The sequence below is a fragment of the Blautia sp. AF19-13LB genome (assembly GCF_003479105.1).
Lineage (GTDB): Bacteria > Bacillota > Clostridia > Lachnospirales > Lachnospiraceae > Fusicatenibacter > Fusicatenibacter saccharivorans.
Genome location: NZ_QUGO01000003.1, coordinates 187,069 through 201,932, shown reverse-complemented (window position 1 = coordinate 201,932; position 14,864 = coordinate 187,069). Strand labels below are relative to the sequence as shown.

Here is a 14,864-nt window from a genome sequence, read left to right as displayed (position 1 = left end):
TGATTAAGAAGTCACTTAGAGCATATATCACCAGCGGCCAGCTTATATTTCTTATACTGGCGCACCGCAAAGTGGTTTGGCTTCTCGGCTTCCAGTGCATCAAACATCAGGTCTACGGGGTTTTTGAACTCCTCGTCATCCTCACGGACTTCCATGGCGTTGATGAACTCAATGAGGGTGGAGAAGTTTTGTTCCTCCACCGGAGCCTCATAATGGATATAGCCAATAAGCGCGCAGTACAACAAGGTTTCTGCTTTTACCCAGAAATCGTCTCCGGCCTTGCCTTCGCCTTTGGTATTAGCAATCAGCGTTGTTACCAGCTTCAAGATGTCCTTTTCGCTATGGATATAGGCGAAAGGGTTATAGTGCATGGATTTCTTGAAGTTGATGGTATTCAGGATCTTGATTCGGTACGGCTCATAAATGATCTTGCCGTGCTTATCCTTCATGGGCTTTCCGTCTTTCCCCAACTTGGGTGCACCCCTTTGGAGCATTTTTCCGCACTCCACCAAAATGGTTCCCTTCGGGTCTGTGACCACATAGGAACTGTGCATCTGCATCAGGTTGGGTTTCAGCCAGAAGCGGGTCTTACCGGAACCGGAGCCGCCGATCACCAGCACATTTTTGTTTCTGGCGGTCTTTGGGTCCTTGGGGCGGCTGTTCATGGTCAGGCTCTCCGTTTTCGTCAGAATCACATTGTTCTGAAATACAGGATCAACGTAAGGTGCAATATCCTCATGGGTTCCCCAACGGGCGGAACCGTATTCCATGCCGTGCCTGTACTTCTTGGCGTTCTTGCTTTTCAGGTACACAGCCAGCCGCAGGCCGCCGCCGCAGCACAGGCCCACCAGCAGGTCCAGCGGGTGCAGGCTGGGCCACCAGCTGGTCAGCGCCACCGGCAGCGTGGAGAAGAACGAGAGCATTTTTGCCGAAGCGTCCGCACCCACGGCCATCCGCCACGCTTCACCGAAGTTGGTGGAGAAAAGCCCCATCAGGATATACGGCAGGTTCAGCAAAATGAGCTTTTTGATGTTCAGCTGCTTTTTCATCGTTCCAGCTCCTTCCGCTTGTTCCGGTCCACGACGGCGTGTTTCACCAGCTCTTTGAACTGGCTCAACTTTGCCAACACAGACGGACGCTCGGATTTCTCCGCCTTCCTGACCTTTTTCCCGGTGTACTCGGTAAAAGCAGCGGTCAGGGCATCCGCGTCCCGACCCTTGAAAAAGATCAGGTACTTGGGTGGGGAGCTGCTGCGGTCCTTCTTCACCGCATAGTCCACGCCGTATTTCCGCGCGATCTTCTCAAACTCCTTGATGGAGGGGTCGGTGATCTCGATGTTGGAAACGCCCTGATTCTGGCCGATCAGCTGTTTCACCGTCTGCTTGCCGTGGGGAATCACGGGGGTATCCCGGCTTTTCTGCTTTTGCAGCTTCTTTTCCTTGCGGTGGGCAAGGTATTTGGTGATGGCGGCTTTCATCAACCGCCCGGTAAACTTTGTTCCGCTGACTACCAGCGTCAAAGTCCTGTTTTCCACTTCCTCCTGCATAGGTCATCGCCTCCTTTCCACGGATTTTGCAGGGGTGGCACTTGATACTAAGGCGGGACCACCAGCCGCCGCAGCAGGTATTTCAGCATGGCAGGCTCCTTTCAGCGCAGCTGGTCGGAGCGGTCATAGTACAGATGGCCCTGGCGCACTTTGGCATGGCTGAGAATCTTGATGTGGCCCTTTTCCTGGTTCTCCAGGCTTTTCTGGTATCCGGCCTCCGTCAGAAACAGGCGGGTTCGTTCACCTTTCCAGCCCACCGGGGAATCGTCGGTCAGCACATCGAAGATAATCATGTGCCGGGTGTCCTCGGCAAACCGCTCCAAATCCATGTACTCATGGCCGTGGTAGTTCTGCGCCCCGGCTTTGAGGCGCATTTCCTCCATCAGCTGGCCCACGGTCTTACGCTCAGGCATGGCGTGCGCCTCCTTTCCCGCGTCCCTGGCCCTTCACGGTCAGGATACCGTCCAGGGTGGTGGCGGTGATCCGCAGGCGCTCGGCGGTGGCAATGTCATTCTTCACGGTCTCGTCGATGCCGTGGCCGCAGACCACCAGCACATGGGACCGGCGCAGGTAGTCCCGCGCCATATCCAGCCCGTCCTTGTGTTCCTGGGGAATCTCGTCCTTGAGGAAGGTAGGCAGGAACAGCACCGGGCAGATGGGCGAATACCCGGCGTCGTACACCTGACGGCAGTAGGCCGCAGCGTTCTCGGCGTTCTCATACTGGCTGTTGCTCCAGGGAGCCGTAATGTAGGCAAGAGGTCGTTTCATGGCAAAATCCTTTCTCCCGGTGTTTTCGGGTAGCAGAAAAGCGGCTGTTTACCAGCCGCCTGCGTACATATCGTGGTTGACTTGTGCGGTGTAGTGGTTGCTGATCGTGGTCGGCGCATTAAACAGCACCGCAAGCAGATACTGCTTCATGTTGCGGATTTCGGTGGTATTGTTCCGCAGGCATTCCATGACAAACTCGATGTGGGAGCAATCCAGCTTCAAAAAACGGGAGCGGACCACCTCATGGGGGAAGTCGCTGCCAGCGATCCGGGTGGTTTTCCGCTTGGCACAGACGGTCTCCACCATCAGCTCCACAATCTCGTCCAAGTCCTCCCGATAGGTGGTAAACTCCCGGCACAGGTGGTCATACTCGATGTTCTCCAAAATCAAATCCCGATAACTTTCCATCTCTGAGACAGACATCGCATTCCTTCCTTTCCGTTCCGGCAGCTGTGCTGCCGCTGCCTCCCGGAAGGGAATAGAATCGGTACTTGATCCATAAGTAATTGTTTTTTCTGTATTTGATTTCTCTATATTTAATTCTGCGGGCTTTTCCGTATCCGGTTTTACCATATCCGGGTTTTCCGTATCTGGTGAAGCCATATCCGGCTGGGGCGTATCCGGGTTCTTCGGCTGTGGCTGCTCATATATGACATACTCCGTATCACTGATGCGTCCCTGGCGGTCACGCAGTTTGTGCCGCACAATGTAACCGGCAGCCTCCAATTCCCGCAACGCAGCGCCTATGGCATCCACGCCCTCCTTACAAATCTTTGCAAGACCACGGGTGGTGTAATTCCAGTCCTCTGGCAAAGACAGCATCATGGAAAGCAGCCCCTTGGCTTTTAACGACAGATTTGCATTTCGTAAATGATGATTGCTCATCACGGTATAATCACGGGTCCGTTCAATGCGAAAAACGGCCATCGACCTCACTCCTTCCGAATTTTGGGTACAAAAAACCGCAATCCTCATTCCAAAGAATTGCGGTGTTCAACACTTTTCAAATTTTCTTGCACAGAACCAAAACAGCGGCTTTTGAAGACGCGCCTCTGTAAATGGCTCCTCCTGGGCGAAAGGAAGTGTTTGCATCACGCGGTCAATATCCGTTGTATCCATGTCATGCTGAGATTTGCAATCTTCCCGGATTGCTTCTTGAATTTCCTTTACCGTACACATAGTCATTCCTTTCCTTTCGTTGTATGGGTTTATGAGCGGCGGCGTTCTCCCGGTTTGAAATCGAGGATATGTCCCTCAATCACACGAGCGTAACGCTTGATCTTGATCTCCCGGCGCTGCTGGCTTTGCAGGGCGACCTGATACCCGTCCTCGGTCAAAAACAGCCGCATTTCCTCTCCGGGACTGCCGTAAGCTGTGCTGGGACGCAGGACGGAAAACTCAATCATCCAGCGTGTGTTATCCCAAAACCTCTCTACGGCGAGAATGTTGTGTCCTTTCAGCTCACGGGCTGAAATATCCATCATAGGCGGCTCCTTTCATCGTTCCTGGTCTCTCTGACGCTTTTTCTGCCATGCCTCCAGCAACTTGATGATAGTTTCCTGCATCCGCTGGGGCGTATAGCTTTTGGGGAAATACTTCCGCAGGGTATCGGAGGTGAAAGTCACTTTGTCGAGATCACTTTTCTTTTCCTCACCCATGATGACACGCATCATATCAAGGGTCAGATGCCCCTCCTGACTGTATTTCTTGAGCCGCTGGGCTTGAGAAAGAGAAGGGGTAGCCTGTTCGCTGTCAATCGCGTCCAACAGGTCTACCTGTTCCTCCTTTTTGAGAAAGGACAGCTCATAGGCAGGGTTCAGGGCAATCTTCTTTTCATCCACCATATCTATCAATTCGGGAATCAGCTCTGTCAGACGGATATAGCGAAAAATCTGGTTTTTACTCTGACCTACTTGCTCTGCCAAAATCTCACTGGACTTCTTGCCCTCTAACTTGTTCCCAACTTGGGAACAAGTTAAATCCACTCGATCTCCTTGATGTTTCATGGCCTCCAGTTTCATTTTATAAGCAAATGCTCTTTCACTGGGGAGCAGACTTTCTCGTTGCAAGTTACTGTCAACCATAATGATCGTGGCGGCATCATCATCCAAATCCCGAACAATGACCGGCATGGTCTCCTTTTCTGCCAGCTCACTGGCTCTGTGCCTCCTGTGTCCGGCTACCAGCTCATAACCGCCCTCTGGGTCCGGTCGAGCAATCGCCGGAACCAGAACGCCATACTGCTTGATACTGTCAGCGGTCTCCATCATGGCTTCGTCATCCTTGACTTTGAATGGGTGGTTCCTAAAGGGATGCAGCTCAGACAGCGGAATCTCCTGAATCTTTTCCAGCTTTGCATCTTGACGGCCTTCTTCGGTGGAGAATAGATCATCTACCGAGGCCAGCTCTATTTTTTTCGCGCTGCTTTTCAAGTTTCAACACCTCCTTCGTCAGATTTCGATACCCCTCTGCCACTTTGCCGCCAGGGTCATGGGCGAAAATACTTTTTCCCTCTGCGCTAATTTCCTTTGCCCGGACAGAGTGGGGAATCTCTGTGCCGAATACTTTGATCTTGCTGCCATAGGTCTCACGCAGGAGCGCGGAGATCTCTTTGGCAAAGTTGGTTCGGCTGTCCACCATCGTCAGCAGGATACCGTCTATCTGGAGCTTGGGGTTGATCTGCCGCTTTACCTTGTTTACCGTGGAGAGCAGCTGTTCCAGCCCTTTGGCGGGCAGATACTCCGCCTGAACGGGAATGATGATCCTGTTCGCAGCGGCCAGCGCATTGACCGTAAGCATCCCCAACGAGGGCTGACAGTCAATCAGGATATGGGAATATTGTCCCTTCAGTGTGTCCAGATATTGCCGTAAAATCGTTTCACGGCTCATGGCGTTTACCAAAGAAACCTCCATACCGGAAAGCTGAATATCCGCAGGCATCAGGTCAACGCCTTCTGCATGATGCAGAATACCTTCTCCGGGGCGTATAGGCTGATCCATCAGAATTTTGCCCATTGCATCCGACAGTGTAAATGGCAGCTTGTCCGGTTGCGGATTTCCCAAGCTGATTGTCAGGCTTCCTTGCGGGTCCCCGTCAATCAGAAGCACTTTCTTTCCGGCCTGTGCCAGACCTATTCCCAAGTTCGCACAGGTTGTTGTTTTGCCAACGCCGCCTTTCTGGTTGGCGATGGCGATGATTTGCGTGTTCAAATAAACCTCCTCCTTCTACAAAAAATATCCCTATTCCGAAAAATAGGGATGAAAAAAGCCGCTTACTCAAATAAATGAATAAACGGCTATGTAAGAAATATTCGATTGTAAGTAAAGTTTTATATCACTGCAAAATAACGAAGTGCATCTTTGATTGCTTCTACCTTTTCTGGTGTCGGATGCTTCCTCGGCTGTTTCAATTCCTCTACTGCGTTAGGAGCATCATACATCGGCAATCCCAAATTTCGCTTTACCTCTGCGATATATGCGGTATGTACCTTGAAGCCGTATTTCGCTTCTATGTACTCCTTAATCATTTTGTAGGTCACTTTTTCTTTGGGCTTGTACGCTTCGGCTCTTTTAGCAATACTATCTACCGGAATCTTGCCCTCGCCCTCTCCAAACTCCACATCAATGTGGATATAACTGTCGGCTTTTTTGTGGGACAAAAGAACTACCGTCTCTACATGGCAAGTCATCGGAAACTGGTCCACGCCTCTTACCTTTTTCACCTCATACCCCAGCTCCTGAAGAATCTTCAGATCCCTTGCCAGTGTCGCAGAATCGCACGAGACATACACAATCCGATCCGGCTGCATATCGGCCATGGTGCGGAGCAGATTTTCCTCGCATCCTTTCCGCGGCGGATCGACTACAATCACATCGGCATGCGCATGTTCGCCTGGATGTTCTTTGGCATATTTTTCGTAATATTCCGGCAGTACTTCCTCGGATTTTCCGACAAAAAACTCTGCATTTTCGATTCCATTAATTTTCGCATTGTTTTTCGCATCTGCGATGGCCTCCGGCACGATCTCCACGCCGTAAACTTTTTTCGCCTTCTGCGCCAGAAAAAGTGAAATCGTTCCGATACCGCAGTACAGATCCCAGACAGTCTCTTCTCCGGTAAGACCAGCATATTCCAGCGCAAGGCTGTACAGTTTTTCTGTCTGCACGGGATTTACCTGATAGAAGGAAAGCGGAGAAATCTGGTATTTTACCTTTCCGATATAATCGGTAATAAATTCCTGTCCCCACAGACAGCGAATCTCTTTCCCCATGATAACATTGGTCCGCTCACGGTTTACGCTGAGTGTAATGCTCGTCATGCCTTCCAGTTCCGTCAGTGATTGGATGAGTTTTTTCTCTGCCGGCAGTTTCTTTCCGTTCACAACGAGACAGACCATGATTTCTTTCGTTGTAAATCCAAACCGGATCAGCACATGGCGCACCAGACCTTTGCCGGTCTCCTCCTGGTATGCCGAAACGCTGTTTTCTTCCATCCACGCGAGAATGCGGTTCAAAATCTCTTCGTTCTGCTCTACGCCAAGATAGCAGTTCCGGTTTTCCATGATCTGATGCGTTCTTCCCGCATAAAATCCGGTAATCAGTTTCCCGTTTTTATCCTGTCCGATCGGGAACTGTGCTTTGTTTCGATACCGGAACGGAGACTCCATCCCCACAATCGGCTCCATCGGAATTTCCGTCATCCCACCGATCCGCTGGAGGTTCTGGGCAATTTTCTTTTCTTTAAAGCGGAGCTGCTCTGCATAATCAAGCATCTGTAACTGACAGCCGCCGCATGGACGGGCCACAGGGCATATCGGCTCTACGCGGTGCGGGGACGGTTCGATCAGACGCATCAGCCGTGCGTAGCCGTAATTTTTCTTTGCTTTTATCACTTTTACTTCGGCAAGATCTCCGATAACCGTGTCCTTGACAAAGAGGGTATAGCCCTCGCATTTGCCTATACCCTCTCCGTCGTGTCCCATATCTTCAATTTTCACCGTCAGTACATCATTTTTCTGATAGCTCATGAAAAGTCTCCTGTTCTGCGGATGTTGGACTCAAAGAACCGGTTGTAGCCAATCCACTCATTGCCTGCCGGCGCTGCATCAAACAGCTCGGTCAGAGTCTCCATTTTGGCATCGGCATTATCAGCCAAGTTCAGCGCTACCGCTTCTACCATTGCCGGCTTTTTCGGGGAACCGTATTCCAGCTCACCGTGGTGTGCCAGAATGCAGTGTTTTAACTGATTTTCCAGCTCCATCGGAAAACCTTCTATTTTCTGTGCAGCATCGTGTACCATCTCCGCACCGATCATAATGTGGCCGAGAAGCTGTCCATCATCCGTGTAATCGTTCTGCGGGAATAAAGAGAGTTCTTTCGTCTTTCCGATGTCATGCAGAATCGCTGCCGTAATCAGCAGATCACGGTTTAAGATCCCGTACGATTTCGCCATAAAATCACAGAAACGGGTGACACTTAACGTATGCTCCAGCAGTCCGCCGACAAAGCCGTGGTGAACACTTTTTGCCGCAGAGCTCATGCGGAACCGTTTTACCGTCTCCTGGTCCTGGATAAAATAGTACGTCAGGATTGCGGAAAGATACTGGTTTTTCACCGTTCCAATCCAGGAAAGCAGTTCCTGATACATCGTGTCGATGTCGTAACGGCTGGTCGGCAGATAGTCTGCCGGGTTGTACTCGCCCTCTCCTGCCTTTCTTGCACGCTTGATCGAAACCTGAAGCGCGCCGTTGAATACGGTGATATCGCCGCTGATGTCGACGTAGTCAAGTGCTTCGAATTCGTCGATTCCCATCGAATTCGGATCCCAGATTTTCGCATCGATCGTACCGGTGCGGTCCTGTAAGATCACGTTTTCATACTGTTTTCCGTTTTTCGTAACGGCTGACTGTTTATGTTTGCAGAGATAGACACCGGACATGCGGTTTCCTTCCCGGAGTTCGTTAATATACTTCATAAAAATAAATCCTCTTTTTCTAAAATAAATGCGGACACAGCGTTCCGTTTTTGTTTTCCTTGTTTCTTTACATGCCTTACCAATTCTACCAGATTTTTATACAGAATGCACGTATTTTTTCACAGCGGTTCGGAAACCGTCCGAAAAGAAAAAGCTTTCGGAAACCACGCCGGTCAAGGCCGGCTTTTTGGCTTCCGAAAGCCTCTGTTTTCAGACTTCTCCAAGCGTCACATCAAACGTCATCTCCGCGTATCCTTCGGCGCCTTTCCGCATCGCCGTCACGGTAACCACTTCTCCTGCGCTGTGTTTTCCCAGCTGCTCATGGTACTGTTTGATCGTTTCCACCTTCTGTTCCCCGAGCTTTACAATCACATCATACTCTTTCATGCCCGCCATCATCGCCGGCGAATCGTCTGTGACGCTGCTGATCAGAACGCCTTTTGGAATCCCTGTTTTGTCGGAAAGCTCTTCTGTGACATCCTGCCCGCGGATGCCGATATAAGCGCGGCTCACATTGTTGGAGAGATTTTCAATCAGCTTTTTGATCTGCGAAATTGCAATGCCCGTCACCACGTTGTTTCCCTTGGCACTGTAGCTCTGCGCGATAATACCGACGATTTCGCCGTCCAGATTTACCAGAATACCGCTGCCGTCCGTACTGCCGAGGATGTCAGTTGTCAGCAGATTGTACTCATTGTCCAGCGCTGAGATCTTATTCGTAACCGAAGTCACCACGCCGTACGCAATCGAATCACTGTAGCCAACCGGGCTTCCGACGGCCACAACCGGATCACCCTGGCTTACGAGATACGAACTGCCAAGCGGCGCAATTTCAAGGCCGTCCCGTGTTTCCTCATCCAGCTTCGACTTGTCCACCTTCACAATCGTAAAACCGGTGCTCGGATCATGGCGCTGGTATGTGGCATCTACCATCGTCTCATCCCAGAACGTAACCTGAATCCGCTCCACATTTTCCACAATGCGGTATTCCGTCAGGATGAAAAGATCCTGTCCGTTGTCTGCAACGATCAGTCCGGAAATCTGCTGCTGGTTTTCATAGTTCTGGTTAAAATAGTCCATCTGATTGGTAATGCCGATGACGGTCACCAGCGCTCGTTTTGGTTTTTCCGTTACTTCCAGCATATCCTGGTAGAGCACTTCATAATTTCTGAGACTGTTGTCCTTTGCCTCCGCATCCGTTTCACCATCGACTGTGGAAGCCTCACTGCTCTCCTCCCCCGTCTCCGTTCCCTCTGCCGCTTCGTTTCCATCCGTGCTCTCGGAAATCGTGCTTTCTGCGACACTTTCATCCAAAACACTGCCATCCGCTGTGGAACTGCTGATTTCCGAGCCGGAACCACTGCTGTCCACCGGCGCATTCTCCGAAGATGCTGTCATCGTCTCATCCATCTCCTGTCCGCTGTTCGGATCCTCGTCGCCCGGAATATCCACTTTGGCCGGCGGCTCCTCTTTTGTAATTGCACCGGCAATCTTTGGCTCTGTCACAGCAAAGACCGCGGCCGCAACCAGACCGCCAAGTGCTGCAAGAACCAGCCATCCGGCAATCAGCAATACGATCTTTTTCCAGTCAGGCGGCTGCTTTTTGATGCTCTCTTTCATGAATTTGTAAGGTTTTGGGTCATTTTCCATACATTTCTTTCTCCATACATCTGTATTCCATACCGAACTGCTCTGCGCATATGCGCTTCCGCAATCTTCACATATATAAAAAACTTTACCAGATAGATATGAACATTTTATGAAGACTGTTACATTTTTTTCTCATTTGCGCAACATCCTGCATTTTCTCGTTCTTGGGGTTTCTTTCTTTTCTTTTTTAAGGTATAATTGGGGGAGTGGAAAAACCTGTGACCCACATTCCACCTGCGCTCTGTGCTTTCCCGTACAGACGCCAGATCAGATCCGGGCGGTATGTGATAAAAAATACCGCATTATCTGTAAACGATGATGAATTATTAATACGAAAAGGTAAGTATCATGAATCAGAAAGCATTAAAAACGCTCGAATACGACAAAATTATCGAACAACTGGCTTCGTATGCCAGTTCTCCGCTGGGCCGGAAGAAATGTCTGGAACTCGTTCCTTCCTCTTCCCTTTCCCAGATTACACGGATGCAGCACGAAACACACGACGCGCTCACCCGGCTCTTTAAAAAAGGCCACATTTCCTTTGGTGATGCCAAAGATATCCGCGGCGCATTAAAGCGTCTCGAAATCGGCAGCTCCATGAACATCACGGAGCTTCTGCAGACCGCCGCACTTCTGGAAAACACGGCACGCGTCAAAGCGTACGGCCGCCGCGAAAATGCGGACCAGACGCCGGACAGCCTCGAAGATCTCTTCGAAACACTGGAGCCTCTGACGCTGCTTTCCACGGAAATCCGCCGCTGTATTCTCTCCGAGGATGAAATCAGCGATGATGCAAGCCCGAATCTACGCCGCATCCGTCGTTCCATCAAATCGTGTGAGGAAAAAATCCACAGCCAGTTAATCTCGCTCGTCAACGGTTCCTACCGCACGTATCTGCAGGATGCCGTCATCACGATGCGCGACGGCCGCTACTGTATCCTGATCAAATCCGAGTACAAAGGCCAGGTTCCTGGCATGGTACATGACCAGTCCTCGACCGGTTCCACCTTCTTTGTCGAGCCGATGGCCGTTGTCAAACTGAACAACGATATCCGTGAGCTGGAAATTGAAGAAGCAAAAGAAATCGAGGTCATCCTCTCTACGTTGAGTGCCCAGGCAGACCTGCACCGCGATGAGATCCGTTACGACCTCGAAAACATGGTAGAGCTTGACTTCATCTTCGCGCGCGCCGCTCTTGCAATGGAGCAGAACGCCAATGAGCCGATCTTCAACACCGAAGGTAAAATCCACCTGCGCAAGGCACGCCACCCGCTGATCAATGCGAAAAAAGTCGTTCCGATTGATCTGTCGCTCGGCGAAGATTTCGACCTTCTGATCGTCACAGGACCGAATACCGGCGGTAAAACGGTTTCCTTAAAGACGGTCGGACTCTTAACACTGATGGGCCAGTCCGGACTTCACATTCCGGCACTCGACCGCTCCTCCCTTTCCGTTTTCGACGAGGTTTACGCCGATATCGGTGATGAGCAGAGCATCGAGCAGTCGTTGAGTACCTTCTCCTCCCACATGACGAATGTGGTTTCCTTCCTCGACAAGGCAGACCGCAATTCCCTCGTCCTGTTCGATGAGCTCGGCGCCGGTACCGACCCGACAGAGGGCGCGGCGCTTGCCATCGCGATCCTCTCTACGCTCCACGAGCGCGGCATCCGCACCATGGCAACGACACACTACAGTGAACTGAAAATCTATGCCTTATCCACACCGGGCGTGGAGAATGCCTGCTGTGAATTCGATGTCGAGACTTTAAGCCCGACATACCGTCTGCTCGTCGGCGTTCCTGGAAAGAGTAATGCGTTTGCGATTTCCAGCAAACTCGGCCTGCCGGACTACATCATCAACAAGGCAAAAGACGAAATCAGCGAGCAGGATGAATCGTTTGAGGACGTTCTGACCACTCTCGAGCAGAACCGGATCACGCTGGAACGCGAAAAAGAAGAGCTTGCCTGCACCCGCGCGGAAGTCGAATCCCTGAAGCAGAGCCTTGCCAAGAATCAGGAACAGATCGACGCAAGAAAAGAAAAGATGATCTCCAATGCAACCGAGGAGGCACAGAGAATTCTCCGCGAGGCGAAGGAATACGCCGACCAGACGATGCGCGATTTCCAGAAATTTGGAAAAGAGAATGTTTCCGTCCGCGAAATGGAGCAGAAACGTACCGCTCTGCGTGAAAAAATGAACAAGCTCGATAAGAAAAAGGCGAAGGAAGTGCCGAAGCGCACCGGAAATCTCCGCCCGCAGGATCTTCATCTCGGCGATGCCGTCAAAGTCTTAAGCATGAATCTCAAAGGTACTGTCAGCACCCGCCCGGATTCAAAGGGAAATCTCTTCGTCCAGATGGGTATCATGCGGACCAAAGTGCATATCTCCGACCTTGTGCTGATCGACGAGGCTGTCATCACCGGCCCGTCCATCTCCCGCACAAGCAGCGGAAAATCGAAGCTTTCCAAGGCTGCCACGATTTCTACCGAGATCAATCTGCTCGGAAAAACGGTGGATGAAGCGGTTGCCGAACTCGACAAATATCTCGATGACGCTTATCTCTCCCATCTGCCGAGTGTCCGCGTTGTCCACGGAAAAGGAACGGGCGCACTGCGGAAAGGCATTCACAATTATCTGCGCCGCCAGAAACACGTAGCGGACTTCCATTTAGCGGAATTCGGCGAGGGCGATGCCGGCGTTACGATTGTTACGTTTAAGAAATAAAAACTCAGGAAAATATGGGACGGAACGCATACTGTATGCGGTTCCGTCCTGTCCCCAGTGAAGGAGAATCTTTTATGGCTTCCAAACAGAAAATTCTGATTGTCGATGACGATAACAATATCGCAGAACTGATTTCTCTCTATCTGACCAAGGAATGCTATGACACAAAAATTGTAAACGATGGAGAAGAGGCTGTCCGGGAGTTTCACTCCTTCCAGCCGAACCTGATTCTGCTCGACCTGATGCTGCCCGGCATGGACGGCTACCAGGTCTGCCGCGAAATCCGGCACGATTCCGATGTTCCGATCATCATGCTCTCGGCAAAGGGCGAGGTGTTCGACAAAGTCCTCGGCCTGGAACTCGGCGCGGATGACTACATCATCAAACCATTTGATTCCAAGGAGCTCGTTGCCCGTGTGAAAGCAGTGCTGCGGAGATTTCAGCCATCACGCACGATCCCGGTGTCCGCGACCGCAGGAAAATGTGTCGAGTACCCGGATCTTATCATCAACCAGACGAACTATTCCGTCATTTACCAGGGCCGCACCGTCGATATGCCGCCGAAGGAACTGGAGCTTCTCTACTTCCTTGCTTCCTCACCAAACCAGGTCTTTACGCGGGAACAGCTCCTCGACCATATCTGGGGCTATGAGTACATCGGCGATACCCGCACGGTAGACGTTCATATCAAACGTCTCCGCGAAAAAATCAAGGACCATGCCTCCTGGGCCATCACGACGGTCTGGGGCATCGGTTACAAGTTTGAGGTTAAAAAATAATGCGACGCACGCTTTACCGGAAATTAATTCTCATTTATGTCATTCTCGCCATTGCCGGCTTTACGCTGATCTCAACGGTCGGCTCCCGCATGGTGGAGGACAGTCTGGTCTCCAGCGCGAGCACCAGTCTGTACCGGGAGGCCACGCAGATCGCTTCCAAACAGGGCGACCTTTATTACCACAGTGAGCGTTCCCTGACGGATCTTTACAATTCGCTCAGTGCACTGGCTTCCTATCACAATTCCCAGATCTGGCTCATCAGCGCAGACGGGGAAATTCTGCTGAACACGGCAGCTGCACTCGATGAGGAAAACCCGGAGATCATCGACGGTTTTGATCCAGTTGCGCTCGGCAGCGAGTATTACAGCACGGGAACGTTTTTCGGCTATTTCGAAGACAAGATGCTGAGCGTCATGGTTCCCGTCACCTCCGATTTCCGGATCAATGGCTATGTCGCCATCCACCTTCCGCTGCAGGACGTCTATCAGCAGAGGGAAAGTCTGCTGGCACGGATTGATTTTCTGTTCCTGCTCGTGTTCGGACTCTCGTTTGTGATTCTGATCTTTTTCTCCCTCGTCGTGTACCGGCCGCTGAAAAAGATCATCAACGGTGCAAAGGAGTATGCCTCCGGCAACCTGACCCACAAAATTGATGTTAAATCTCACGATGAGATGGGGTATCTCGCTTCCACGCTGAACTACATGTCCGGCGAGCTGAACAAGACCGGCGAATACCAGCGGAAATTTGTGGCGAACGTCTCTCACGACTTCCGCTCACCGCTGACCTCGATCAAAGGCTACGTGGAGGCAATCCTAGACGGAACGATTCCGCCGGAAATGCAGGAAAAATATCTGAAAATCGTTCTGTTTGAGACAGAACGGCTGCACAAGCTGACGCAGAGCCTGCTGACGCTGAACGACATCGACGATAAAGGGAATATGCTTGATCTGACCTCGTTTGACATCAACGCCGTCATCAAGGATACCGCCGCTTCGTTTGAGGGAACCTGCACAAAAAAGCGGATTTCCATTTCACTGATCCTCGCATCGCGCACCTTATACGTCTGCGCCGATATGGGAAAAATCCAGCAGGTGCTGTACAATCTCATTGATAATGCAATCAAATTCAGCAACAACGATTCCACCATCACAGTTGAGACAACGGAGAAGCACGGTAAAGTCTTCGTCTCCGTCAAGGACACCGGCTGCGGCATTCCAAAGGCAAGCATCACGAAAATCTGGGAGCGCTTCTACAAGCTCGACGCCTCCCGCGGCAAGGACCGCAAAGGAACGGGACTTGGGCTTTCGATCGTCAAAGAGATCATCACTGCGCATAACCAGAATATCAATGTCATCAGTACAGAGGGCGTTGGTACCGAATTTATCTTTACACTCGCCAAAGGCGAAGCACCAAAATAAGCCCC

Annotated in this window: 14 protein-coding genes and 1 pseudogene; 3 read left to right on the top strand and 12 right to left on the bottom strand. The window is 51.2% G+C overall.

Going from position 1 to position 14,864, the window contains the following annotated elements; genetic code table 11:
• Nucleotides 1-29: 29 nt before the first annotated feature.
• The 12 genes and pseudogenes from DWX32_RS04625 to DWX32_RS04570 form a co-directional block, all read right to left on the bottom strand.
• Nucleotides 30-1,049 (bottom strand): annotated as a pseudogene (locus DWX32_RS04625) (type IV secretory system conjugative DNA transfer family protein); the annotation flags it as partial.
• Complete coding sequence (locus DWX32_RS04620) at nt 1,046-1,546, bottom strand: PcfB family protein (protein ID WP_015518807.1); 501 nt, start codon at nt 1,544-1,546, stop codon at nt 1,046-1,048. The pseudogene DWX32_RS04625 and the gene DWX32_RS04620, both read right to left, overlap by 4 nt.
• Nucleotides 1,547-1,647: 101 nt before the next feature.
• Entirely contained in the window at nt 1,648-1,959 is a 312-nt protein-coding gene (locus tag DWX32_RS04615) for a DUF5720 family protein (protein WP_002592130.1), read from the bottom strand.
• Nucleotides 1,952-2,314, bottom strand: coding sequence for a DUF7768 domain-containing protein (locus DWX32_RS04610; RefSeq protein ID WP_015537377.1), 363 nt, complete (start codon nt 2,312-2,314; stop codon nt 1,952-1,954). Before DWX32_RS04610 ends, DWX32_RS04615 begins: the two co-directional genes overlap by 8 nt.
• A 48-nt stretch (nt 2,315-2,362) precedes the next feature.
• A complete protein-coding gene (locus tag DWX32_RS04605; protein WP_117502824.1) occupies nt 2,363-3,241 on the bottom strand; it encodes a DUF6017 domain-containing protein in 879 nt (292 codons plus the stop codon).
• Nucleotides 3,242-3,307: 66 nt separating this feature from the next.
• Nucleotides 3,308-3,499: a hypothetical protein gene (locus DWX32_RS04600; protein ID WP_434062707.1), complete on the bottom strand. Its 192-nt coding sequence runs from the start codon at nt 3,497-3,499 to the stop codon at nt 3,308-3,310.
• A gap of 23 nt (nt 3,500-3,522) precedes the next feature.
• Nucleotides 3,523-3,798: a DUF5720 family protein gene (locus DWX32_RS04595; protein WP_117502826.1), complete on the bottom strand. Its 276-nt coding sequence runs from the start codon at nt 3,796-3,798 to the stop codon at nt 3,523-3,525.
• 12 nt (nt 3,799-3,810) lie between these two features.
• Nucleotides 3,811-4,746 carry a ParB/RepB/Spo0J family partition protein gene (locus tag DWX32_RS04590; protein WP_117502827.1) on the bottom strand — a complete coding sequence of 312 codons (936 nt, stop codon included), beginning with the start codon at nt 4,744-4,746 and terminating at the stop codon, nt 3,811-3,813.
• Nucleotides 4,703-5,524, bottom strand: a complete 822-nt coding sequence (locus DWX32_RS04585; RefSeq protein WP_004797470.1) for a ParA family protein — start codon at nt 5,522-5,524, stop codon at nt 4,703-4,705. Before DWX32_RS04585 ends, DWX32_RS04590 begins: the two co-directional genes overlap by 44 nt.
• 119 nt (nt 5,525-5,643) lie before the next feature.
• On the bottom strand, nt 5,644-7,341 hold the full coding sequence (gene rlmD, locus DWX32_RS04580) for a 23S rRNA (uracil(1939)-C(5))-methyltransferase RlmD (protein ID WP_118659334.1): 1,698 nt from the start codon (nt 7,339-7,341) through the stop codon (nt 5,644-5,646).
• Nucleotides 7,338-8,288: a 3'-5' exoribonuclease YhaM family protein gene (locus DWX32_RS04575; RefSeq protein WP_118600857.1), complete on the bottom strand. Its 951-nt coding sequence runs from the start codon at nt 8,286-8,288 to the stop codon at nt 7,338-7,340. The genes rlmD and DWX32_RS04575 overlap by 4 nt, the downstream gene beginning before the upstream one ends.
• A 210-nt stretch (nt 8,289-8,498) precedes the next feature.
• A complete protein-coding gene (locus tag DWX32_RS04570) occupies nt 8,499-9,938 on the bottom strand; it encodes a S1C family serine protease (RefSeq protein ID WP_118600858.1) in 1,440 nt (479 codons plus the stop codon).
• 348 nt (nt 9,939-10,286) lie between these two features.
• Between DWX32_RS04570 and DWX32_RS04565 the strand changes: the two genes are divergently transcribed.
• The 3 genes from DWX32_RS04565 to DWX32_RS04555 all read left to right on the top strand — a co-directional run bounded on the left by DWX32_RS04565 (nt 10,287) and on the right by DWX32_RS04555 (nt 14,859).
• Nucleotides 10,287-12,662, top strand: coding sequence for an endonuclease MutS2 (locus DWX32_RS04565; RefSeq protein ID WP_118659333.1), 2,376 nt, complete (start codon nt 10,287-10,289; stop codon nt 12,660-12,662).
• Between the two features lie 74 nt (nt 12,663-12,736).
• Entirely contained in the window at nt 12,737-13,441 is a 705-nt protein-coding gene (locus tag DWX32_RS04560; protein ID WP_022461607.1) for a response regulator transcription factor, read from the top strand.
• Complete coding sequence (locus DWX32_RS04555) at nt 13,441-14,859, top strand: sensor histidine kinase (RefSeq protein WP_022461606.1); 1,419 nt, start codon at nt 13,441-13,443, stop codon at nt 14,857-14,859. Before DWX32_RS04560 ends, DWX32_RS04555 begins: the two co-directional genes overlap by 1 nt.
• Nucleotides 14,860-14,864: the final 5 nt, after the last annotated feature.

Excerpts from the sequence above, each read along its gene's own strand:
- DWX32_RS04620 (WP_015518807.1), bottom strand. The coding sequence starts at position 1,546 with ATGCAGGAGGAAGTGGAAAACAGGACTTTGACGCTGGTAGTCAGCGGA.
- DWX32_RS04615 (WP_002592130.1), bottom strand. The coding sequence starts at position 1,959 with ATGCCTGAGCGTAAGACCGTGGGCCAGCTGATGGAGGAAATGCGCCTC.
- DWX32_RS04610 (WP_015537377.1), bottom strand. The coding sequence starts at position 2,314 with ATGAAACGACCTCTTGCCTACATTACGGCTCCCTGGAGCAACAGCCAG.
- DWX32_RS04605 (WP_117502824.1), bottom strand. The coding sequence starts at position 3,241 with ATGGCCGTTTTTCGCATTGAACGGACCCGTGATTATACCGTGATGAGC.
- DWX32_RS04600 (WP_434062707.1), bottom strand. The coding sequence starts at position 3,499 with ATGACTATGTGTACGGTAAAGGAAATTCAAGAAGCAATCCGGGAAGAT.
- DWX32_RS04595 (WP_117502826.1), bottom strand. The coding sequence starts at position 3,798 with ATGATGGATATTTCAGCCCGTGAGCTGAAAGGACACAACATTCTCGCC.
- rlmD (WP_118659334.1), bottom strand. The coding sequence starts at position 7,341 with ATGAGCTATCAGAAAAATGATGTACTGACGGTGAAAATTGAAGATATG.
- DWX32_RS04575 (WP_118600857.1), bottom strand. The coding sequence starts at position 8,288 with ATGAAGTATATTAACGAACTCCGGGAAGGAAACCGCATGTCCGGTGTC.
- DWX32_RS04570 (WP_118600858.1), bottom strand. The coding sequence starts at position 9,938 with ATGGAAAATGACCCAAAACCTTACAAATTCATGAAAGAGAGCATCAAA.
- DWX32_RS04565 (WP_118659333.1), top strand. The coding sequence starts at position 10,287 with ATGAATCAGAAAGCATTAAAAACGCTCGAATACGACAAAATTATCGAA.
- DWX32_RS04560 (WP_022461607.1), top strand. The coding sequence starts at position 12,737 with ATGGCTTCCAAACAGAAAATTCTGATTGTCGATGACGATAACAATATC.
- DWX32_RS04555 (WP_022461606.1), top strand. The coding sequence starts at position 13,441 with ATGCGACGCACGCTTTACCGGAAATTAATTCTCATTTATGTCATTCTC.